At 40.3% G+C, this 19,781-nt stretch carries 19 protein-coding genes, 4 tRNA genes and 1 pseudogene; 13 read left to right on the top strand and 11 right to left on the bottom strand.

The window, feature by feature from the left end:
- Positions 1-143 (top strand): annotated as a pseudogene (locus tag I6F50_RS16985) (IS4 family transposase); the annotation flags it as partial.
- A 54-nt stretch (positions 144-197) separates the two neighbouring features.
- On the opposite strand, the gene queF reads toward I6F50_RS16985, so the two are convergent.
- Entirely contained in the window at positions 198-1,043 is an 846-nt protein-coding gene (queF, locus tag I6F50_RS16980) for an NADPH-dependent 7-cyano-7-deazaguanine reductase QueF (RefSeq protein ID WP_039488544.1), read from the bottom strand.
- Between the two features lie 59 nt (positions 1,044-1,102).
- On the opposite strand from queF, the gene syd reads away from it, so the two are divergent.
- Positions 1,103-1,642: a SecY-interacting protein gene (gene syd / locus I6F50_RS16975; protein ID WP_197176779.1), complete on the top strand. Its 540-nt coding sequence runs from the start codon at positions 1,103-1,105 to the stop codon at positions 1,640-1,642.
- Positions 1,643-1,971: 329 nt separating this feature from the next.
- Here the strand turns inward: syd and I6F50_RS16970 are convergent, their stop codons facing one another.
- The 3 genes from I6F50_RS16970 to I6F50_RS16960 form a co-directional block, all read right to left on the bottom strand.
- Positions 1,972-2,745 (bottom strand): Zn-ribbon-containing protein, encoded by a 774-nt coding sequence (locus I6F50_RS16970; protein WP_165741318.1) that lies wholly within the window; start codon positions 2,743-2,745, stop codon positions 1,972-1,974.
- 13 nt (positions 2,746-2,758) lie between these two features.
- Complete coding sequence (locus I6F50_RS16965) at positions 2,759-3,025, bottom strand: hypothetical protein (protein WP_010553684.1); 267 nt, start codon at positions 3,023-3,025, stop codon at positions 2,759-2,761.
- 96 nt (positions 3,026-3,121) lie between these two features.
- Entirely contained in the window at positions 3,122-3,358 is a 237-nt protein-coding gene (locus tag I6F50_RS16960) for a DUF2789 domain-containing protein (RefSeq protein ID WP_002958240.1), read from the bottom strand.
- A gap of 316 nt (positions 3,359-3,674) precedes the next feature.
- On the opposite strand from I6F50_RS16960, the gene I6F50_RS16955 reads away from it, so the two are divergent.
- Complete coding sequence (locus I6F50_RS16955; protein WP_008169301.1) at positions 3,675-4,328, top strand: GNAT family N-acetyltransferase; 654 nt, start codon at positions 3,675-3,677, stop codon at positions 4,326-4,328.
- An 867-nt stretch (positions 4,329-5,195) separates the two neighbouring features.
- Here the strand turns inward: I6F50_RS16955 and I6F50_RS16950 are convergent.
- Positions 5,196-5,495: a DUF3301 domain-containing protein gene (locus I6F50_RS16950; protein ID WP_166420279.1), complete on the bottom strand. Its 300-nt coding sequence runs from the start codon at positions 5,493-5,495 to the stop codon at positions 5,196-5,198.
- A complete protein-coding gene (locus I6F50_RS16945) occupies positions 5,496-6,524 on the bottom strand; it encodes a DUF3549 family protein (RefSeq protein ID WP_197176777.1) in 1,029 nt (342 codons plus the stop codon). It lies immediately after the preceding gene.
- 104 nt (positions 6,525-6,628) lie between these two features.
- Here I6F50_RS16945 and I6F50_RS16940 point away from each other — a divergent pair, with 104 nt between their 5' ends.
- Genes I6F50_RS16940 through I6F50_RS16930 form a run of 3 tightly spaced genes read left to right on the top strand, consistent with a single transcriptional unit; the run spans position 6,629 to position 8,155 of the window.
- Positions 6,629-6,949: a YqcC family protein gene (locus I6F50_RS16940; protein ID WP_197176775.1), complete on the top strand. Its 321-nt coding sequence runs from the start codon at positions 6,629-6,631 to the stop codon at positions 6,947-6,949.
- Complete coding sequence (gene truC / locus I6F50_RS16935) at positions 6,942-7,706, top strand: tRNA pseudouridine(65) synthase TruC (RefSeq protein WP_197176774.1); 765 nt, start codon at positions 6,942-6,944, stop codon at positions 7,704-7,706. The genes I6F50_RS16940 and truC overlap by 8 nt, the downstream gene beginning before the upstream one ends.
- The gene (locus I6F50_RS16930; protein ID WP_197176773.1) at positions 7,706-8,155 is read left to right on the top strand and encodes a flavodoxin; all 450 of its coding nucleotides are present in this window, start codon (positions 7,706-7,708) and stop codon (positions 8,153-8,155) included. Before truC ends, I6F50_RS16930 begins: the two co-directional genes overlap by 1 nt.
- Before the next feature lie 68 nt (positions 8,156-8,223).
- Here the strand turns inward: I6F50_RS16930 and I6F50_RS16925 are convergent, their stop codons facing one another.
- Positions 8,224-9,804 (bottom strand): LysM peptidoglycan-binding domain-containing protein, encoded by a 1,581-nt coding sequence (locus I6F50_RS16925; protein WP_007586008.1) that lies wholly within the window; start codon positions 9,802-9,804, stop codon positions 8,224-8,226.
- Positions 9,805-9,959: 155 nt separating this feature from the next.
- On the bottom strand, positions 9,960-10,733 hold the full coding sequence (gloB, locus tag I6F50_RS16920; RefSeq protein ID WP_197120230.1) for a hydroxyacylglutathione hydrolase: 774 nt from the start codon (positions 10,731-10,733) through the stop codon (positions 9,960-9,962).
- A 53-nt stretch (positions 10,734-10,786) separates the two neighbouring features.
- Here gloB and I6F50_RS16915 point away from each other — a divergent pair, with 53 nt between their 5' ends.
- A complete protein-coding gene (locus tag I6F50_RS16915; RefSeq protein WP_024593678.1) occupies positions 10,787-11,560 on the top strand; it encodes a class I SAM-dependent methyltransferase in 774 nt (257 codons plus the stop codon).
- Here the strand turns inward: I6F50_RS16915 and rnhA are convergent.
- Positions 11,557-12,021 carry a ribonuclease HI gene (gene rnhA / locus I6F50_RS16910; protein WP_007378210.1) on the bottom strand — a complete coding sequence of 155 codons (465 nt, stop codon included), beginning with the start codon at positions 12,019-12,021 and terminating at the stop codon, positions 11,557-11,559. The genes I6F50_RS16915 and rnhA overlap by 4 nt on opposite strands.
- A 68-nt stretch (positions 12,022-12,089) precedes the next feature.
- On the opposite strand from rnhA, the gene dnaQ reads away from it, so the two are divergent.
- The 6 genes from dnaQ (at position 12,090) to I6F50_RS16880 (ending at position 14,710) form a co-directional block, all read left to right on the top strand.
- Entirely contained in the window at positions 12,090-12,803 is a 714-nt protein-coding gene (gene dnaQ / locus I6F50_RS16905) for a DNA polymerase III subunit epsilon (RefSeq protein ID WP_165728593.1), read from the top strand.
- A 9-nt stretch (positions 12,804-12,812) separates the two neighbouring features.
- Positions 12,813-14,183, top strand: coding sequence for a TIGR03503 family protein (locus tag I6F50_RS16900; protein ID WP_197160237.1), 1,371 nt, complete (start codon positions 12,813-12,815; stop codon positions 14,181-14,183).
- Between the two features lie 97 nt (positions 14,184-14,280).
- Positions 14,281-14,357 (top strand) — tRNA-Asp (locus tag I6F50_RS16895).
- A 27-nt stretch (positions 14,358-14,384) separates the two neighbouring features.
- Positions 14,385-14,461, top strand: a tRNA-Asp gene (locus I6F50_RS16890).
- Between the two features lie 41 nt (positions 14,462-14,502).
- A tRNA-Asp gene (locus tag I6F50_RS16885) sits at positions 14,503-14,579 on the top strand.
- Positions 14,580-14,633: 54 nt separating this feature from the next.
- Positions 14,634-14,710, top strand: a tRNA-Asp gene (locus I6F50_RS16880).
- Between the two features lie 244 nt (positions 14,711-14,954).
- Here I6F50_RS16880 and I6F50_RS16875 read toward each other — a convergent pair.
- Positions 14,955-16,880 (bottom strand): S9 family peptidase, encoded by a 1,926-nt coding sequence (locus I6F50_RS16875; protein WP_197176772.1) that lies wholly within the window; start codon positions 16,878-16,880, stop codon positions 14,955-14,957.
- Between the two features lie 248 nt (positions 16,881-17,128).
- The gene (gene fadE / locus I6F50_RS16870; protein ID WP_197176771.1) at positions 17,129-19,585 is read right to left on the bottom strand and encodes an acyl-CoA dehydrogenase FadE; all 2,457 of its coding nucleotides are present in this window, start codon (positions 19,583-19,585) and stop codon (positions 17,129-17,131) included.
- Positions 19,586-19,781: the final 196 nt, after the last annotated feature.

Genomic DNA, 19,781 nt, shown 5'->3' with positions numbered 1-19,781 from the left:
CAATACACTGGCAGCACTTACTCAATACACTGGTCTTATTTAAGCTTCCAGCTAGACGAGAGGATAGAAGATATCCCAGATGGGTTAAGCCAAAACCATCTAAGTATCCCCATAAAAAGAAAAATGCCAGTCAGCTTAACTGACTGGCATTAAGCCTAGGCTCCTTTTTTAATACTCATATTCCAGTTTAAAATAACCTACTGACGATTAATTTTAACTGCAAATGGCGTGTCGTTATAATGCGTAGAGCGATACGGGTTTATATCAAGCCCACCGCGACGAGTATAACGCGCGTAAACCTCTAACTCTTTAATATTAAGTTGTGTTGTTAAATCGCTATAAATACGCTCAACACACTGCTCATGAAATTCGTTATGTGTTCTGAACGAAATTAAATAACGCAGTAACGATTCGCGACATATTTGCTCGCCAGTGTACCGTATAATTACACTTGCCCAATCAGGCTGGGAGGTAATTAAACAGTTCGATTTAAGTAAATGGCTGTAGAGCGTTTCAGTCACTACTTCATCGCTTTTTGCTTTAAGTGAATTAGCATCAATATCGTAATTATTAATCTCAATATCTAAGTCATCAATACATTCACCTGGCAGCGCCGTACACGGTAAGCAATTGTAATCATCAGGATTGTATAAAGTCACTTTGACAGGGCTGTTAACCGCGTTTGATAGGTCATCAATTAAATGCTGTTTTACTACATCAATGCTTTCAAATCGGGTTTGGTTAAAGCTATTTAAATAAAGTTTAAACGACTTTGACTCAATAATATGGCTGCTTTGGCATTCAAAGGTAAATAAGGCTACGGCAACTTGCGGTTTACCCTTATTGTTTAGCCATGAAAGCTCGTAACCAGTCCAAATATCTTGGCCTTTAAATGGCAGCTCTGCTTCGTCAATATTTAAAGCATCACGATTTAGTTTGCGCGCAATAGGGAAAAGCAAGCTTGGCGTGTACACATCTACATACTCAGTAGATTGGCCTAATACGCTACCTTTAAGGTCTGGAGAATTGCTGTAATCTGTCATGTTTGCTCTTAAATAGTTACAATAGGGACATTATATCTAATTTAAATGAGTTTCACAGTATGTCTGTTGCATTGCTTATAGAACAACTTCATCAAAAATTTAGCGAAAAGACCCTTAAAAATACCGCAAAGTACCCACTTATAGCGCACGATGAGCAATGGCCAAGCCCATCAGAAGTTGGCGAAATTGACGAGCAGGGAAATATCCAATGGCAGGGGGCGCACCAGCAACCAGCAGGTTCACTGAGTGATTTAGCCAATGCACTAGAGCTTGAGTTTCCAAAAGAGCTTAGCGAGTTATATGGGCATATGTACGGTGGAAGTATTTTAGCTGTGATTGATGGGCATCAAGTTGAATTACTACAGGCGTGGAATAGTGACGACTTTGACATGCTGCAGCAAAATATAACGGGTCACGTTTTAATGAAACGCAAGCTCAAGCAGCCAGAAACGGTATTTATTGGGTTAACAGATAAAGATGATTTACTAGTAAGTGTATTGGTGCACACTGGTGAAGTATGTTTAGAGCACGTAGGCAAAAAAACACACCATGTACTTGCACCTAACATTAATGCTTTTTTAAAGGCATTAGAGGTTTAAAATGCATCTAATAAATCAGCTTAGCGTTATCACTAAGCTGATTTTTAGAGCCATTACTAGGGCGTGTTGACCTTTCGTGATTGATTTTGCAGCTGTATGTTTGGTTTTTAGGCAAGGCAGAGCCTATGTAGTGTGGTTATTCCCCATAAATAGGCGATAACGAAGCATAAATGCCAAACATGCGCTGCCCTTTGGGTTCTTTCTAGGGACGATTTACTCTTTGTTGCTCGGTTTTTACTTAGCCCACTAGGTTACAAACCTCGCGCCGCGATTAAATCGTCCCTAGATTGAACAAATTTCAATCCACAAAGGTCAACACGCCCTAATGGTTACTGAAAATCCCACGATATATTAGACACTAAGCCACACGGCTCACACCTAAAGTCGAATAACCCAAACCACGATTCAGGTAATTTCCAATCACCATTGCAGCTAGGGCATTTTCGTTCAAGTTCAGACGCTTTATCTACGCCGCCTACACGGTATAAATAATAATAGGTTGGCTTTTCAGTTAAAAAACTAATTCGCTTTGTTATGTCTTTTCCGCGTCTGTATAAGTCGCTTTGGATACTCGATATTTCTTCAAGTGCCGGAAACTCACAACGGGTTGCGCCATTAATTTGAATTTGATCGCAGGCTTGCCAATCTTCTTGCCATTTTATAAGCGTTTTATAGTCACCATTAGCAATTGCCGGAATACGAAATAACGGCACAGGCAAAAAGTCATCACCACAATAAAGCGGGCTACACGTATGCACATAGGTTGTGTATAAAATATAACTTGATGGTTCTTTACAGCAATCAGCGCCGTTGGAGTGAATATCTTGCCCAATCACTTTTACTTTTGGCGCAAGTAGCCCCGCACTATGTAACTTTTCGATACTGTGCTTAACAAACGGGCTGTTATTTAGCGGGTGCATTGCATCTTCAGTAGGGCACATAACACGGGTAATAAAAAATCCATCTTTTAAAACGGTTGGAAATTCTTCCCCCATTATTTGACCATTAAAACGCAGTGCATTTACTAAGCGATTTATTGCTTGTTCGGCTTGTTCTAGGGTGGTGTCTTGGTAGCAATCAAAAGTTAAATCAACAACGAACATTTATAGTCTCAAATTATTTTTGTTCTAGCAGTGCAAGAAGTTTATCGAGTTTTTGCTCAATTCTATCTAATTGACTTGTTTTAAGCTCAGTACTATCTGACTGCTGTGGGTTTCTCATGAAGTTATTTATTGAATCAGGATTGTTTTTATATTGGCTTACTGCTGCAATAATCATCGGCATAGGAACCGGTTGCGCCAAACGGCTTTTAGTTAGTGCTACAGTAGGGGTTTTGCCTTCATCGAGAAGGGCTTTAATTGCATCAAATACAACTGAATTCATTAGATATATAACTCTTTAATAAAATAACTGCGCAGCATATAAATACTGCGCAGATGCTATGTTAGCAATAAATAAGGGAGGGTACATTAAATAAAATTACTTACTTTGACGAATGCGTACATCTAACTCGTCAATTACTTCACTCCAATCACCGTCTTGTGCAAGCGATTCAGCTAAAAAGTGCTGTTGTGCCTCATCCCAAAAAGAAGCTTCTTGGAGTAGTGTTGTGTCTTCTAATTCATGTGAGGCAATAAATGCATCTATTTGTTCATCAGAATTAGGTAATCCAAGCTGTGCAAATAGTGTATTGATGTCGTGTTTAGTCGTATCCATGATATTGCTCCTTATACCAGTTTTATTAAAAATATGCTCATTCTAGCGTATTAAATAGCTCACTTACTGCGTTAAAAATTACTCATATAGAACAACTATATGTCATAATTTTCGCCTTGTTATTGTGCTATTTTCTTAGCGCTATAAATAGAACACTCATTTAATGCAATTGGTATTAACTAAATGAAAACTTATTCTAAGGATTAACTCTACTCCTAGCTAGTTAAACTCTCGCTGAATTTACGGTTAATAATTTTAGGTATATAGTTAGGTATAAAGTTAAACAGTCTACAGCTAAAATAATAAAGGAAATACAATGAGTGTAACCACGCCAGCTGATACGTTCAGCGTACAGTATTTAGCCGCAGAAGATATTAGCACTGCAGCAAGCCTAATTTATCAGGCTTATCATGACGATCCTGTATTACAAAACATGCTTAGCTACAATGACGAAAATAAATCAGTATACGAAAAAAAATTACGATCATTAATTCGCGAAGAGCTCAGTAGTTTTTGGCAAGAAAAGCAGCCATTAATTGGTTTATACCGCAACGATAAATTAAAAGCAGTAGCGTGTGTATTTGAATCTAATAGCCAATTACAAGCGCAGCGTTATTGGCACTGGCGTTTAAAATTAATGCTGAGTGCGGGCTACTTACAAACAAATCAATTAATAGATAAAGAACAAACAATTAGAGATGCCCTTAAAGAGAAAGGCAATTACTACTTTTTAGCTTTTATTGCCGTAGATCCACATTTTCATGGGCAAGGGTTTGGTCGTTACTTACTACGAGGGCTTGATGATTTAGTTAAATGTAACGCTGAGTCAACGGGGATGGCTGTATTTGTAACGCGTAAAGAACACACTGAATTTTTTAAAACCGAAAAGTTTGAAGCATTTAAACACCTTACTTTTAACCAAGTAGAGGGCGAGTTACTGTTTAAATCAATAATTGAGCCAACTATTTAAAATTATGATGTAAGCCAATGCGCCCAAACGGACATAAGGCCGTGAGATATATCTCACATTATCGTGAGCATTGTCAGTTAAAGGCTATTAATAAGTAGCCTTTTTCAATTCAAGCTATTGTTATTTAAAGTTTATTTTTATTTTTCATTTTTGTGACGTTTATTTATTTGATGTTAAGTCCTATTTCTCCCCCCTGATTGCTTTAAACTTCTCTTCGTCAAGACGACATAGCTCAATGATTGAGTTACTGCCAAGGATACGGAATAGGCAACATAGCGGACGCTAGCAGGAAGCATAAAGGACAAGCTAAAACGGATACAAGGAAGAATAAGGAAGTGCATGAAGCACTTAGTAGCTAGGAGTTACTTTAGGATAATCATGGATGACGCTACAGGAAGTAGCAGGAGCGTTAGTTTACGCAGGACGGCCAAGATGGCAAGTGGGCATTGCAGGATGCAAAAGTGGCAGGATGCAAAAGTGGCAGGAGCTGCTTTAAAGGATTACCAGGGATGATGCTACGGGATGTAGCTAAACGATAGATTTCGTGGGTTTGCCAAGATGGCTATGGATATTGCAGGATGCAAAAAGTGGCAGGAGCTACTTAAAAGGATTACCAGGGATGATGCTACAGTATGTAGCCAAACGATAGATTTCGTGGGTTTGCCAAGGTGGCTATGGATATTGCAGGATGCAATGTGAGGGTAAACAAGGTTGTTTACTCGTTCAGGGGATGATAATACGGATTTAAGATAATGGATATCTAGCAGGATGCAGTCCAATTGGGGCGTAACTTTAGTTACGCCTTAGTTTTTTGTGTTGAATTAAGTTTATTAATTTAAGACAAATACTCCTAAAGTATATTAAGTTTTATATTTTATGCGGTGGAACAACCACACTTTTCAAAAACTCATTTTCCATAATTAACACACCTTGATAAGCATTTTCACCATCGCTTGAAAACTCAAATATAAATTCGCTTTTGATGCCTGGCTTGCCGCTCTTTAAAAAACCAAAGCGGCGTTTAGCACATGCAACGCTCATCAACTGCACCTGTAACTGCTCACTTTGGCGTTTAGCATGAACATTCGCCGCTTCAGCAACCTTTCGATTAAGCCAAAATAAGTAAATTACACTACCAATAAGTATGAACGTCCATAAACTTGCCATTTAAGAGAATAACCTTCCAATTGCACGCGCGAGGGTTTCGCTACGATTTTCTTTACGTAATAAGCCTAATAAATGCGGGCGAATAGTCGGTATTGCAACTAAGTCAGCAAAAATACTTGGAAACAACTCATCAATTTTTTGATGGTGCGCGCAATTATCCATAAATACATGTAAGCGTTCAGGGTTTTCTAATTGCTTAAAACACCGCCCAGCTATTGTTAATAATACATTAGAATCTTGTCCCAATGGTGAGCTTAATACAGTATCAACTAATTGAGCGCATAGTCCTTGAGCTTGACCTTTTGATGCAGATCTCAGTGCTGCTGTTATAGTCACTGTGTCGTTGTTACTAATTGCAGCCTGCGTGTAATCAACAAGTAATTCACTCATTGATGTTGGTATTTCAACGTGTTCAAGCATAGCGCTGAGTGGTTGCAGTACTTCAATGGGTAAATGCGCCCATGCTTTTTGCAGATTACTTAAGTTTGTATCGTTGTCTAAGCGTAGTGCAAAATCGGCAATACCCTGTAGTGCAACACTTTGCCAATTATCAAAACCAATTTTACCGCTAAAGTAAAGCTGAGCATGCTCGTAATACTGTGATGCGGGTTGTTTTAGTAGTACTTTTACTTGAGCGTTAAATGCCGCTAATTTATTTGCGTTTGGCGTAAAAACATAGGGATTATTATCAAGCTTACCATCAGCTTGCTCACCTGTAATTTCAGTACCTAGCGCTTGAATAATCATATCAGCAAAATGATCGCGACTTGCACTTACTAGTATACTTTGTTCATCAAGCGGAAACTTTAAAAACCATACATACGGTTCTTTACTGGCTTTAGTATCCCAAAATTGAATAGCCAGCCAAGCATGCCCTGCAAGTGGGTAAGGGTAAGGCACTTGAGCTTGCTCAATAGCTAAAAATTGTTTTTTATCAAGCTTTGTTATGTGCCTACCAATATCAAAAGCACGCCACTGAGTACCCGCACCATCTAAAAGCTGACCTAATGTAGCTATATGTTCGCTCATTGTTTTCTCAACTGTTTTTACTGCAAAATTACGTCAATTATACGCCATAGCCGCTTATGAGGGAACAGGGTATAATTGCATTACATATATAAAAGAGGGTGGTTATGTACCAGCAAACCCAAACTTATTTAGTGCAGCTAACGGCACTTTTACAAAAACACGCGCTTTGGCAAAGTGAGCCAATAGACGCTGAAGCACTGCTTTCAAGCACACCTTTTTGTCACGACACAATGGCGTTTGAGCAGTGGTTACAATTTGTATTTATTGATAAAATACAGCAATTAATAACGCACAAGCAACCACTGCCACGTAACTTTGCTATTGCCCCTATGGCGCAAATGACACTTGTGAATAAAGCAGGGAGCGATGAAATAATTGAATTACTAACAGCCCTTGATACCTTTTTAGGAGAGCCAAATGAGTGAGCGTCCAGCACCTATTGAATATGGCGAGCTGACTATTTTGTATCAAGATGAAAACTATGTGGCTATAAATAAGCCTTCAGGTTTATTAGTGCATCGCTCGTTTTTAGATAAACACGAAACCCAGTTTGCTATGCAAATGTTGCGCGACCAGCTAGGGCAACATGTATTTCCAGTGCATAGGCTCGATAGACCTACGTCGGGCGTATTGCTGTTTGCACTGAGCTCTGAAGCTGCTCGCGATATGAACCAGCTATTTATTGAAGGCACCATTGCTAAGCGCTATTTGGCCTTAGTGCGCGGCTTTGCGCCAGAGTCAGTATTTTTAGATAAACCGCTTAAAGAAGAACTTGATAAAATAGCCGATAAGTTTGCAGATCAAGATAAAGCACCGCAAGAAGCGCAAACCCAGTTTAATTGCTTGCACCAAGTTGCATTGCCTATCCCTATTGGTAAGTACCCAACAGTGCGTTACTCGTTGGTTGAGTGTTTTCCAAAAACAGGGCGCAAGCATCAAATTCGCAGACACTTAAAGCACTTATCACTGCCTATTATTGGTGATGTAAATCACGGTGATAACCAGCACAATCAATTTTTTAGAGAGCATTTTGAACTAAGACGCTTAATGTTATTTGCAACAGAGCTTAGTTTTGTGCACCCTTATAGTAATGAATCAATAACAATTAAAGCGCCACTAGGTGAAGACATGCTTAAAATATGTAAGCAGCTAGGTTGGCCAGAGCAAGAAAAGGATTATTAATGGCACATATTAGTATTTTTGTAGGCAGCGTTAATGGCGGTGCAGAGCGTTTAAGCGATGAAGTTGCAAGCACAATTGAGCAAGCGGGTCATACTGCAACAGTAATTACTGAAGCATCGCTTGATGATATAAAAAATGCATCGCATATTTTAATCGTTACCTCCACAACAGGCCAAGGTGATGTACCAAGTAATTTGGCCGGGTTATACTTTGCTATGAATAGCACCTTCCCAATGCTTACCGATAAACCATTTGGTGTAATTGCAATGGGTGACAGATGTTACGGCGATACATTTTGTGGCGCAGGGCGAAGCTTTGACGAGCTACTACGCGATTTACAAGCAAAGCCTGTGGGCAACCGCCTAGAAATAGATGCATGTGAAGATTTTGAACCATGGCCAGTAACCGAGCCTTGGTTAAAAGTATGGCTGGAGAAACTACCTGCTTAATCCTTAACTTTAAGGTATTAAAAAAGGAGCGCATGCGCTCCTTTTTGCTTTTAATATAGTTTTATAAATTAACTACTTCTGACATCTACTTTAAGTTTTAGCTTTTGGCCAGGTTGTAAGTATTTTTGACCGGCTAAATTATTCCACTTAATAATTTCGTTAACGCTTAGATTAAACTTAGACGCAATACGTGCAAGTGAGTCACCACGGCGTACTTTGTATGTAATAGTACGGTTGGTGCTTGCCGTTGCTTGTGGTTTATTAGCTGACTTATACACAGTTAGTTTTTGATTTAGGCGCAATACAGAGTTTTTCTTTAGTTTATTCCATTTAGCCAACTCATCCATAGTGACGTCATATTCGCGGCTAATATCCCATAACGTGTCGCCACTTTTAACTGTGTGCGAAAGCTTTGTGCGAGTTGCTTTATTAGCAGCTAAACGCATCTGCTTTGGTAAATGCTCGCTATTTATAGCGCCATCAGTAAGCGGGACTAATAACTCTTGGCCTACTTTAATCGTATTTGATTTGAGTTTATTAAGCGATCGGATTGCACTTGAGCTTGTTGTAAACTTTTTGGCAATTACCGATAAGCTGTCGCCTCGAGCCACAATATAACGCTGCCAGCGTAATCTGTTTTTAACATCAGTGTTTGCTAGTTTTTGGCTAAATTCCTCTGCTTTATCAACAGGCAATAATAAAGAATGAGGGCCATTAGGATCAGTTGCCCAGCGGTTAAAACCAGGGTTTAATCTGTATAGCTCAGTAAGCGTCATATCAGCCATATCAGCAGCAAGCGCTAAATCTATTTGAGATCCAACATCAACCACTTCAACCACTTGTGCATTAATTACTGGTTGCCATGTAACGTTAAAATCATCTGAGCGTTTTAATAAATCGGCAAGTGCTAATAACTTTGGTACGTAGGCTGTTGTTTCGCTAGGTAAATCAAGAGACCAAAAATCGGTAGGTAAATGCTTTTTACGATTCTTTTTAATAGCGCGCATCAAGCGCCCTTCACCCGAGTTGTAAGCAGCAATCGCATTTAGCCAATCGCCTTCAAGTGTTTTATGTAAATACGATAAGTAGTCAAGTGCTGCGCGAGTCGACTGCACTATGTCGCGACGACCGTCGTACCACCAGTTTTGTTTTAAATCGAATCGCTCACCGGTTGCAGGCATAAACTGCCAAATGCCCGATGCGCTGCGATTAGAATAACCAAACGGGTCAAATGCACTTTCTACAATAGGCAGTAGTGCAATTTCGATTGGCATTTCGCGCTTTTCTACTTCTTCAACTATAAAGTGTAAGTAAGGTTCTGCACGTTTAGAAATACGATCTAAATAGGCTTGGTGGCGAGCGTAATAATTACGTTCAGTAACAACAGGGCGGTTTTGCGGTATTTCGATAGAAAGTTGGTAGCGAATTCGCTCCCATACATCATCAAACACGGGAGCTTCTTGCTCATCAGGGTCAACTTGCTGATATTGTGCGTTTACCATCAATGCATTGTTAATGTCGTTAGGACTTGCGCCTTCGAGTTGTTGGTTTGCTTGCGTGGCGACTTGAGAGTCTGAGTCTAGAGTTGTCACAGTTTGACAACCACTTAGCGCTAACGCCAAGGCTACTAATAGGGGAGATTTATTCATAAATACCAATACATCGGGTAAAAAACTCGGCGAATACTACCTGTTATGAGTTAACATTGCCACTTAATGACTTTTTAAAACGCAGAAATAGAATCATCACTATATCTTAAGTTAATGATTCTAATAAAATAAATATTAAAGTATTAGTTTGTGCATTAAAAATTGTCTTTGAACTGTCTCAGACTAGCAAAGTTTCCCCAAGGTTCATTGTTTTTTGTAACCGAGATGAATTTTTCTGGCACTAACTCTGTAATGGTTGGCAAATCGCTACGCATAAATGGATTTATTTTTAGCTCCTGTCCAATAGAAGTGGGTAGGGAAATTTGGTTATTACTGCGTAATTCATCTACTTTTTTACTGTACGCAAGGAGTTCTGGGTTACGTGGTTCAACCGCTTTGGCAAAGGCAAGATTAGCTTGCGTGTATTCGTGCGTGCAATACACACTGCAGCTTGCAGGCAGCTCTCTTAGTTTATTAAACGATTCCCACATTTGCTTTGGCGTGCCTTCAAATAAGCGCCCACATCCACCGCTAAACAATGTATCGCCTGTAAAAGCAAGTTCATCATTTGTATAGCAAATATGATCAAGCGTGTGCCCAGGAGTTGCCAAAATATTAAAGTTAATATTAAGGACACTGATGCTTTGACCATCAGTGAGTGCGTGAGTGATGCCTTTAAATGGACTATTTGCGGGGCCATAAACCGATATATCTGGATAGGCGTCAACTAATGCAGCTACGCCATCAGTGTGGTCGTAGTGATGATGCGTAATTAAAATACCACCAAGCGTTAGTTTGTGCTCAGCTAGATACGCTAATACGCTCTGTACTTGGCCTGGATCGACTACCCATGCTTGGTTACTATTATCGGTAGTTAAACACCAAATGTAATTATCAGAAAAGGCTTTAATTGCTTTGACTTGCACCATGGTAAATTGCTCTATAAAGTGACACTTACCGCATAGTATAACGAGCTCAAAAAATGAAACCAGCCCTTAGTTTTCAAGAAGGACCCAAACCACTGTCGTGGCAGCAGTTTCCTCATGGGGATTATTTGCGGACAGACATCGAACGAAAGATGGAGCAATGGCTGCCGCGTATGTTTGGCTATCATATGCTTAAATTGGGTAATTTAAGTGGCGAATTAAACACAAGTATAAGTACGATTAAACATCAAGTGTGTGTTGCAGAGCCTGGGCCTTATACAGGCGTAGTGGCTGACATAGACGAATTGCCATTTTACGAGCACAGTATTGATGCCTGCATACTAAGCCACTGCTTAGAGTATCATTCAGACCCACACCATATTCTACGCGAAGCGCATCGCACGCTTATTCCGGGTGGCTATATAGTAGTGACTGGCTTTAATCCGTTTAGTTTGTGCGGACTTGCACAAATGTTGCCCTTTAGTGGTCAGAAATTACCATGGACGGGGCGCTTTTTTACACCCGCGCGAGTTAAAGACTGGTTAAACTTACTTGGCTTTGAAATTGTAAGTGATGAGCGTTTTATTTATTCGTCATTAGCAAGAGGTAATAGGCTATCAAGATTTGAGTTTTGGCGTACCTTTGCTAAGCAGTATTTAAAACCGATGGGCAGTGTTTATATGCTGGTGGCACGAAAAAGGGTTGCGCCACTTACGCCAATAAAACCTAAGTGGCATGCAAGGCCGCAGTTTGCACCAGTAAAAGGGGCAGGGCTTAGACAAACCTCTAAGCAGCATTACAAAACGTGCGACCAAGAAAATAATCGTTAAGGCTGATAGCCTACATCTTCTAGTAAATCTTTACTGCCAGCGGCATCGCGCGCTAAATCGTCAACTATTTCGTTGTACTTATGGCCGCTATGCCCTTTAACCCATTTCCAGGTTACATTGTGCTCGCTACAGGCTTTATCTAGGCGTTTCCATAAATCGACGTTTTTAACCGGCTTTTTAGCTGATGTTAACCAGCCACGTTTTTTCCAGTTAGTGATCCACGATTCAATACCTTGCTTAACATATTGGCTATCGGTTGTTAGATTTACTTCGCATTCTCGTGTGAGTGATTCTAGGGCTACAATAGCCGCGAGCATTTCCATTCGGTTATTCGTTGTGAGTTTATAACCTTGGCTCATTTCTTTTTCGTGGCCGTTATAAATCATAAAAATACCATAACCGCCGGGGCCTGGATTACCTAAACATGAGCCATCGGTGTAAATCTCTACGGTTTTTTGCACTGTTTTACCTTGATCTTATGTACAATAAAGTGATTATAGAAAGATACCAGAATCAGGCTAAATTCGATATGGCACGTAGACAAATAGTTTTAGATACAGAAACCACCGGCATCGACCCTAAACAAGGGCACCGCATTATAGAAATTGGTTGTGTGGAGTTAGTAAATCGCCGTTTAACAGGCAATAACTTTCACGTTTATATAAACCCACAACGCCCAAGCGAAGAAGAAGCAATCGACGTTCACGGTATCACTAATGAGTTTTTACGTGATAAACCGTTGTTTCATCAAATTGCCCAAGAGTTTTTCGACTATATTGAAGGGGCAGAGTTAGTTATTCATAACGCGCCGTTCGATATTGGCCACATGGATAACGAATTTGCGCTACTTAATCAGGGCTTTCCTAAAACAGATACTTTTTGTCAAGTTCTCGACACGCTTAAAATGGCGCGTGACTTGCATCCAGGTCAAAAGAACAATCTTGATGCATTATGTCGTCGCTACGATGTAGATAACGGTAAACGAACGCTTCACGGCGCGCTACTGGATTCTGAAATTTTAGCCGATGTTTACCTTGCCATGACGGGCGGTCAAACAAAGCTAAACTTGAATCAAAATAAAGATGACGGCAGCGAGCAACAGAAGGGCGGCATAAAGCGTTTAAATAGTGATAGAGCCCCATTAGTTGTTCTGCGAGCAAGCGATGCTGAGCAAAGCGCACACGAAGCACGATTAGATCTTGTAAACAAAGAAGGCGGCCAATGTATATGGCGCGCTGAATAAGGCGATTTAATGAAAACGATGTATTTTGTAACAGCGTTATGTGCCGCTAGTTTATTTACTGGCAATGCATATGGCGTAAAACAAGTAGAAGTGCTCAAGCGCGATGGGCATCAAAATGAGATCCCTTTACTTGATAATCGTTTTCGCATAGATAGCAAAATTGATGAAATAACACTGCTCTTTTTTAGAAAGTCAGGCGCACCAGCAGTTATTTTAGTCAGGCCCGATGGCAGTAAGTACTTTGCTACTGACTCAGTTAAAAACCCTAACTTAGATTGGTTTGACGAACTCAGCTACGATTTAGTCACCATAAAAAAACCAATGGCAGGTCCTTGGCAAGTCATAGGCAGTATTTTGCCCGACAGCCGAATAGTCGTATTAGGCGAAATATCTCTTGAGGCAGAGCCTCTTCCTTCAATGTTGTTTAGAGGGGAGATAATAAAAATTACTGGCAAAATACTCAATGACGGTGAGCCAATTAATACAAATCTATTTAGAGATGTTGTTAGCCTTAATGTTGACTTTGTAAGTACCAACAATGAAAACTTTGCTAACTTTGGCGCAGGCACTCAAGAAGTCGCTGAATTTAAAGACGATGGACGCGGATTTGACGAGCGTCCTAAAGATGGTGTGTTTACCGGCGAGTTTACTTTAGATTTTCCTGCAGGTGAATGGACACCAGAGCTTTACGTTGCAACTCCGCTGCTACAGCGCCGTATTGTGCAAAATACAATAGAAGTGCACGAACCGCCTTTTGTAACCGAAGTCGCGTTAGCAGAGCAAGACACAGACGAGCATCTGTTAACTATAAATATAGATCCCAATATTGTTAAGCCAGAAACCGTCATCATTCAGGGAAAAATTTATTACCCTAATAACGAAGAGCAAATGTTTACCATAGATGCTGCTGCTAAAGACTCACGACAACTTAGTGTTAAAAATTATGATTGGGGTAGATATAGCGTTGAGTTGTCTGTTTTTGGCACTAATATTAATGGCCGCGAATTTATGGCAACGCTACCAACGTATAAATTTGAGATAGAACGACCTATAGAAGCAGTGCCCGAAATTGATCCTGCAACGATTATTACCCCAGATAAAATGATTGAGAGTGAACCGGTTGAAGAAAAAATGGCCACATCTACAATTATTAGTTTAATTGTAGGCTGCAATACGCTCATTTTATTACTAGGTTGGTTAGCAATTCGTATTTTTGTGCAGAAAAAACCGATTAAATTTAAAGTGAAGCTACCTTTTTTAAAGAAAAAGAAAACAAGTGAGGGTGATGCTGCCGACACAGAAAAAAATCAAGTCGGTAAAAATGGCTCAAAAAATGACAGATCAGGTGAAATTTTAAACCTTTCGATGACAGATGACTAAAAAACCTATAAAAAAACAAAAAAGCCCTTGACGAAATAGGGGTTGGTTCGTATTATTCACGCCGCTGTCAGGGAGACCTAAACAGCAACGAAAATATGGAGTGGTAGTTCAGTTGGTTAGAATACCGGCCTGTCACGCCGGGGGTCGCGGGTTCGAGTCCCGTCCACTCCGCCATTTTCGTAAAACTTGTAAGTAAAAGCTGGAGTGGTAGTTCAGTTGGTTAGAATACCGGCCTGTCACGCCGGGGGTCGCGGGTTCGAGTCCCGTCCACTCCGCCAACACTTACACAACGTATGGTTGTAAAACATATTCTTATTATGGAGTGGTAGTTCAGTTGGTTAGAATACCGGCCTGTCACGCCGGGGGTCGCGGGTTCGAGTCCCGTCCACTCCGCCATTTGATATCATGATTAAAATTAGTAAGTGCATTACCCCATGCACATACCACTGCGGAGTGGTAGTTCAGTTGGTTAGAATACCGGCCTGTCACGCCGGGGGTCGCGGGTTCGAGTCCCGTCCACTCCGCCACTTGTTATTTCCTCAATAACAAGTTTATAAAAATACTTGATTAAATAATTTAGTAAAATATTCTTTGGCTATCAGCTATCAGCTATCAGCTATCAGCTATCAGCTATCAGCTATCAGCTATCAGCTATCAGCTATCAGCTCTGACCCCGATGAAGTAGGAATAGGGTTTTAGGCCAGTATAAAAAAAGCCTGCACTTTTTAATTCAAGTGCAGACCTTTTATTTTTACTTTGTGAGCCAAATAGCTACTTTAAGTATGTGTCTAAAAAGTTTAAATAAGCGTTAGAAGCACTGATACGGTTTTCTTTTTTAGTAAAGCCGTGGCCTTCATCGTCAAACAATACATACTCTACAGGCACGCCATTGGCTTTTACCGCAGCAACCAGTTCATCACTTTCTACTTGTAAAACGCGCGGATCGTTTGCACCTTGGATCACCATTAATGGTTTTGTAATGTTTTTAGCATGAAATAAAGGTGATATAGCACGATGGCGCTCACCGTCTGTTGCAGGGTCGCCCATTTCATCGTATAGGGCTTTTTTAAAACTCTCCCACCATGGTGGAATAGAGTTGAGCGTTCTTACCCAGTTAGTAACCCCAAAAATATTAATACCTACTTTGAATTCTTCTGGCTCAAAAGCAAGTGCAGCAGCAGTCATAAACCCGCCGTAACTACCGCCCATAATGCCAATTTTGTCACTATCGACCCAATCTAAGCTTTGAAGATGCTTTTTACCGTACACAATATCTTGTAAGTCATCAGTGCCATGCTTTTTGTCATCCAAGTGAAAAAAGGTTTTGCCATATCCTGAGCTACCACGATTATTAACTGCAAAAATTGCATAGCCATGATTCACTAAGTGTTGCTGCGCAGCACTGTAGCCAGTGCGACTTTGCCCACCAGGGCCGCCATGCACCCAAATTAGTGCTGCTACTTTATTTGTACTACTCGCTTGTTTAGGCTTATACAGAACACCTGGTATCTCTAACCCATCAAAACTTTTAAAGCGTACAATTGTACTTTCTACCAAGTCATTTTGATTTATTTCTTTGCTAAGTGAATTAGTTAATTGCTTGGCGCTAATATCACCCACTTGCCATACAAATAAATTGCTTGGGGATGTGTCAGAGTTTAAATAAAACGCCATGGTTTTCTCGTCACTTGAGAAATTTACACTGCGTAAATTACCATTGGGTAGGGTGGGCATAGCTACGTTTTTACCTGTACGAGTATCTAAAATAGTTACTTTAGTACTGGCATCTGCATTTACTCCACTTACCTGATAGCGTCCAGATTTAGAAAAATAAATAAAGTTCACGTCCCAGTCATCTTCTAAAGCTGGACTATGGTTACCCCTTGCTAACTCATAGCGCCACACTTGCGAAAACTCGCCTTTTGCGTCTGTAGAGTAATATAAATATTTACCATCAGCAGAGAAGGTTTCAGGCGTATATTGTGCGGGATTGTCGTGCTTTGATATAAGTTGTGGTTTGAGGGTTTTTTTATAAGTGTCGAGAATGTAAGTATCACTGTCTTTATTCGTATTATTTTTAGATAAAGCAATAAAGCGACCATCAGGACTAATGGCGCCGACATCTAATCCGAGCTCATTTTGATAAACCGAGGACACTTTATAGTTGTCACTATCTACGCTATATAAATCCATAAATTTGGCGTCGCGTTGATTACTTGTGATAAAAAATTGGCTGCCGTCCTTTGTAAAACCAGCAAAGCTGGCTCGTGTTTCATCCCCCGGTGTTAAGTCTTTTATTGAGCCATCAAGTTGTTTTACATAAATGTGGTATCGCTCGTTACCGCCAGAATCTTTAGTAAATAGTGCGCGTTCATCATTAGGGAAGTAGCGTACAGGGTAGGTACTGCCTTTAAAATTAGTGAGTTGAGTTTTATCGCCTGTATTTATATCAATTTCATACAGGTTATAAATGCCGCTTTCATCGCTACTTACTAAAACTTTATCACCGCTTGGTGCAAAACTATTGCCCATAATTGATGTAGTATCAAAGAAAGTTTTAGCGCTGTATGTTTCAGCTGTTTGTGCTTTTATGGTTGATTTATTACCAATATCAGTTGTATTGCTTGATTGGCTACAGCCTGCCAACGCAAGTGTGATTGCACATGCCAGTGCGCCAAAATTGAGTGTTTTATTCATTAATACAGTCCTTGGAATATAGTTAGCGTTTTCAAGTGTTGATCGTACGTTTTTTAAACGCAAGTTTTGGGCTTAAAGATGAGATAATAAAGTGTTACAAAGCATGTGCTCTATTACTGATTGGGAAGTAAGTTTTTTAAAGTGGTGGTGGGATTTATAGTTCAAGCAGTAGCTAATTGGTAAAAAACACACAAAAAAGCCAGCGCATTAGGCGCTGGCTTTTAGTATTCAAATGCTTACTTAGTTAATTAAGCGGCATCAGCTTCTTTTTTAACACTATTACGGGCTGCTTTGCCTGCAAGTAAATCAGCAGGGTCAAAGTCATCAACGTTAATAACATCTAAACGAGATTGCTCAACAGCAGCTAGTTTATCAGCCTCTACTTGGCTTAAAATGCCTGCTTCAAGACCCATTTGCGCTACTTTATCAAGCTGGAAGAATGGCAGTTTAAGGCCTTTTTCTTTACATACTCTTTCAAATAATGGCTCAACATCAAGGACGTCTTTAAGCGTTTGCTCTTGACGACCTACAAGGTTAAGCGGCTCATTTGTTAAGTATACATAGCTTGCTAAACGGTTACGCGTTTCGCTAGGTACTTGTAGTAGTTGCGCAAGTTTATGCTCAAGTTGGTCAGTTGGTTTACGAACCGGGCGACCAAACGGGAATAACAATACTTTTAACACGGCGCGTAGTGGAGCCGAAGGCATGTTATTAATTAAATCAGCAAGTGCACGTTGGCAATGGTAAAGGTGATCTTGGCAACTCCATTTTACTAGAGCAAAATCTTCTTTTTTACGACCTTCATCGTTGTAACGCTTAAGCGTTGCAGACACTAAGTATAAGTAGCTTAGTAAGTCACCTAAACGTGCAGAAATACGTTCTTTACGTTTTAGTGAGCCACCAAATACTGCCATGCTAATGTCAGACATAAGAGCAAGTGATGCACTAAAGCGTGACGCTATACGGTAAAATTCAGCTGTTTCGTCGTTGTACGGCACACTTGTAAAACGAGCACCTGTGAGCGCAAGCCACTTAGTACGCACAAGGTTCGACATAGTAAAACCAATATGGCCCATTAGCGCTTTATCAAATACATTAAGCGCTTCTTCGCGGTCTTCTATTTCACATGCACCAAGCTCTGTTAGTACGAATGGATGACAGCGAATTGCACCTTGACCATAAATAATCATATTACGGGTCAAGATGTTTGCACCTTCAACGGTAATGGCAATAGGTGCACCTTGATAGCCACGACCTAAATAGTTATTTGGCCCAAGCATGATGCCCTTACCGCCAAGTACATCCATTGCATGAATAGTTGCATCACGCATTTGCTCTGTAAGGTGGTATTTAATAATGGCAGAAACAACCGATGGCTTTTCGCCTAAATCAACCGCACCCGTAGACATGCTAACCGCAGCATCAGAGCTGTAAGCGTAACCAGCTAATTTAGCTAGTGACTCTTCAACACCTTCCATTTTACCAATAGGTAAACGGAACTGACGACGAATTCGGCTGTAAGCACCTGTCGCAATAGCAATCATTTTAATGCCACCGGCAGAGTTTGACGGCAATGTAATTGCACGACCAACCGATAAACATTCAACCAGCATACGCCAGCCTTGACCAGCCATATCTGGACCACCAATAATGTAATCAAGTGGTACAAAAATGTCTTTACCGCGAGTAGGCCCATTTTGAAATGGTACGTTAAGCGGGAAATGTCGACGACCAATTTCAACTCCAGGAGTATCCGTTGGTATAAGTGCACAGGTAATACCTGGCTCTTTATTGTCGCCAATTAAGCCATCTGGATCTTGTAACTTAAACGCAAGACCAAGTACGGTAGCAACTGGGGCAAGTGTAATGTAACGCTTATTCCACGTTAAACTAACACCCACAACTTCTTCACCATTCCATTGCCCTTTACATACCACACCGTAGTCTGGAATTGAGCTTGCATCAGAACCCGCTTCTGGCGACGTTAATGCAAAACATGGAATTTCTTGACCGCTCGCTAGGCGCGGCAAGTAATGATCTTTTTGTTCTTTTGTACCATAGTGTTGTAATAATTCACCTGGGCCTAAAGAGTTCGGTACACCAACAATTGACGAAAGTAATGTTGATTTACTTGTTAGTTTTTGAAGTACACATGACTGTGCAAATGCAGAAAACTCTAAACCGCCATATTCTTTTTTGATGATCATGGCAAAGAATTTATTATCTTTTAGATATTGCCATACATCTTGAGGAAGGTCGGTTAGTTCGTGCGTTGCTTCCCAATCGTCCAACATGCTACATACTACTTCAACAGGGCCATCAACAAAGGCTTGCTCTTCAATAGTAAGTTTAGGAACTGGGTATTGGTGAAGCTTTTTCCAATCTGGGTTACCACAAAATAAATCAGCTTCCCACCACGTTGTACCGGCATCAATAGCTGATTTTTCAGTATCAGACATGCTTGGCGTTACTTTTTTAAACATAGCAAAAATTGGCTTGATAATATATTGCTGACGAATGCCAGTAACAGAAAGAGGAACCGCGATGATCAAAAAGATCAACCAGCTAATTAAACCAAAAGCACCTGCAAAGGTACCAATTAATAAAGTAATAGCTGAAACACCAAGTGCTGTGTTCCAACTTGCTCTGTGGTAAATCGCAGTGCAAAGCAACACGATTAGAACCAGTGTAAATATGAGTGTCATTTTTATTCCTTAATAGAGGTCAGACCACCTCACTTAGAGTAGCGCTAGTAACAGTAATTTTCAAGTACATAACGATGTTAAATTGTAGTAGAAAGTAACTTAAATACGATATTTAATTACCCGACAGAGGAACGCTTAATTACTATCGTATAGTCAAAGCGTTAGCTGCAAGTATTGTTAACGTAAAAATAAATAA

The sequence above is a fragment of the Pseudoalteromonas sp. NZS127_1 genome, from assembly GCF_015864295.1.
GTDB lineage: Bacteria > Pseudomonadota > Gammaproteobacteria > Enterobacterales > Alteromonadaceae > Pseudoalteromonas > Pseudoalteromonas arctica.
Note: the sequence above shows the minus strand (reverse complement) of the source record. Positions and strands in the feature narration are given on the sequence as shown.

Excerpts from the sequence above, each read along its gene's own strand:
- queF (WP_039488544.1), bottom strand. The coding sequence starts at position 1,043 with ATGACAGATTACAGCAATTCTCCAGACCTTAAAGGTAGCGTATTAGGC.
- syd (WP_197176779.1), top strand. The coding sequence starts at position 1,103 with ATGTCTGTTGCATTGCTTATAGAACAACTTCATCAAAAATTTAGCGAA.
- I6F50_RS16970 (WP_165741318.1), bottom strand. The coding sequence starts at position 2,745 with ATGTTCGTTGTTGATTTAACTTTTGATTGCTACCAAGACACCACCCTA.
- I6F50_RS16965 (WP_010553684.1), bottom strand. The coding sequence starts at position 3,025 with ATGAATTCAGTTGTATTTGATGCAATTAAAGCCCTTCTCGATGAAGGC.
- I6F50_RS16960 (WP_002958240.1), bottom strand. The coding sequence starts at position 3,358 with ATGGATACGACTAAACACGACATCAATACACTATTTGCACAGCTTGGA.
- I6F50_RS16955 (WP_008169301.1), top strand. The coding sequence starts at position 3,675 with ATGAGTGTAACCACGCCAGCTGATACGTTCAGCGTACAGTATTTAGCC.
- I6F50_RS16950 (WP_166420279.1), bottom strand. The coding sequence starts at position 5,495 with ATGGCAAGTTTATGGACGTTCATACTTATTGGTAGTGTAATTTACTTA.
- I6F50_RS16945 (WP_197176777.1), bottom strand. The coding sequence starts at position 6,524 with ATGAGCGAACATATAGCTACATTAGGTCAGCTTTTAGATGGTGCGGGT.
- I6F50_RS16940 (WP_197176775.1), top strand. The coding sequence starts at position 6,629 with ATGTACCAGCAAACCCAAACTTATTTAGTGCAGCTAACGGCACTTTTA.
- truC (WP_197176774.1), top strand. The coding sequence starts at position 6,942 with ATGAGTGAGCGTCCAGCACCTATTGAATATGGCGAGCTGACTATTTTG.
- I6F50_RS16930 (WP_197176773.1), top strand. The coding sequence starts at position 7,706 with ATGGCACATATTAGTATTTTTGTAGGCAGCGTTAATGGCGGTGCAGAG.
- I6F50_RS16925 (WP_007586008.1), bottom strand. The coding sequence starts at position 9,804 with ATGAATAAATCTCCCCTATTAGTAGCCTTGGCGTTAGCGCTAAGTGGT.
- gloB (WP_197120230.1), bottom strand. The coding sequence starts at position 10,733 with ATGGTGCAAGTCAAAGCAATTAAAGCCTTTTCTGATAATTACATTTGG.
- I6F50_RS16915 (WP_024593678.1), top strand. The coding sequence starts at position 10,787 with ATGAAACCAGCCCTTAGTTTTCAAGAAGGACCCAAACCACTGTCGTGG.
- dnaQ (WP_165728593.1), top strand. The coding sequence starts at position 12,090 with ATGGCACGTAGACAAATAGTTTTAGATACAGAAACCACCGGCATCGAC.
- I6F50_RS16900 (WP_197160237.1), top strand. The coding sequence starts at position 12,813 with ATGAAAACGATGTATTTTGTAACAGCGTTATGTGCCGCTAGTTTATTT.
- I6F50_RS16875 (WP_197176772.1), bottom strand. The coding sequence starts at position 16,880 with ATGAATAAAACACTCAATTTTGGCGCACTGGCATGTGCAATCACACTT.
- fadE (WP_197176771.1), bottom strand. The coding sequence starts at position 19,585 with ATGACACTCATATTTACACTGGTTCTAATCGTGTTGCTTTGCACTGCG.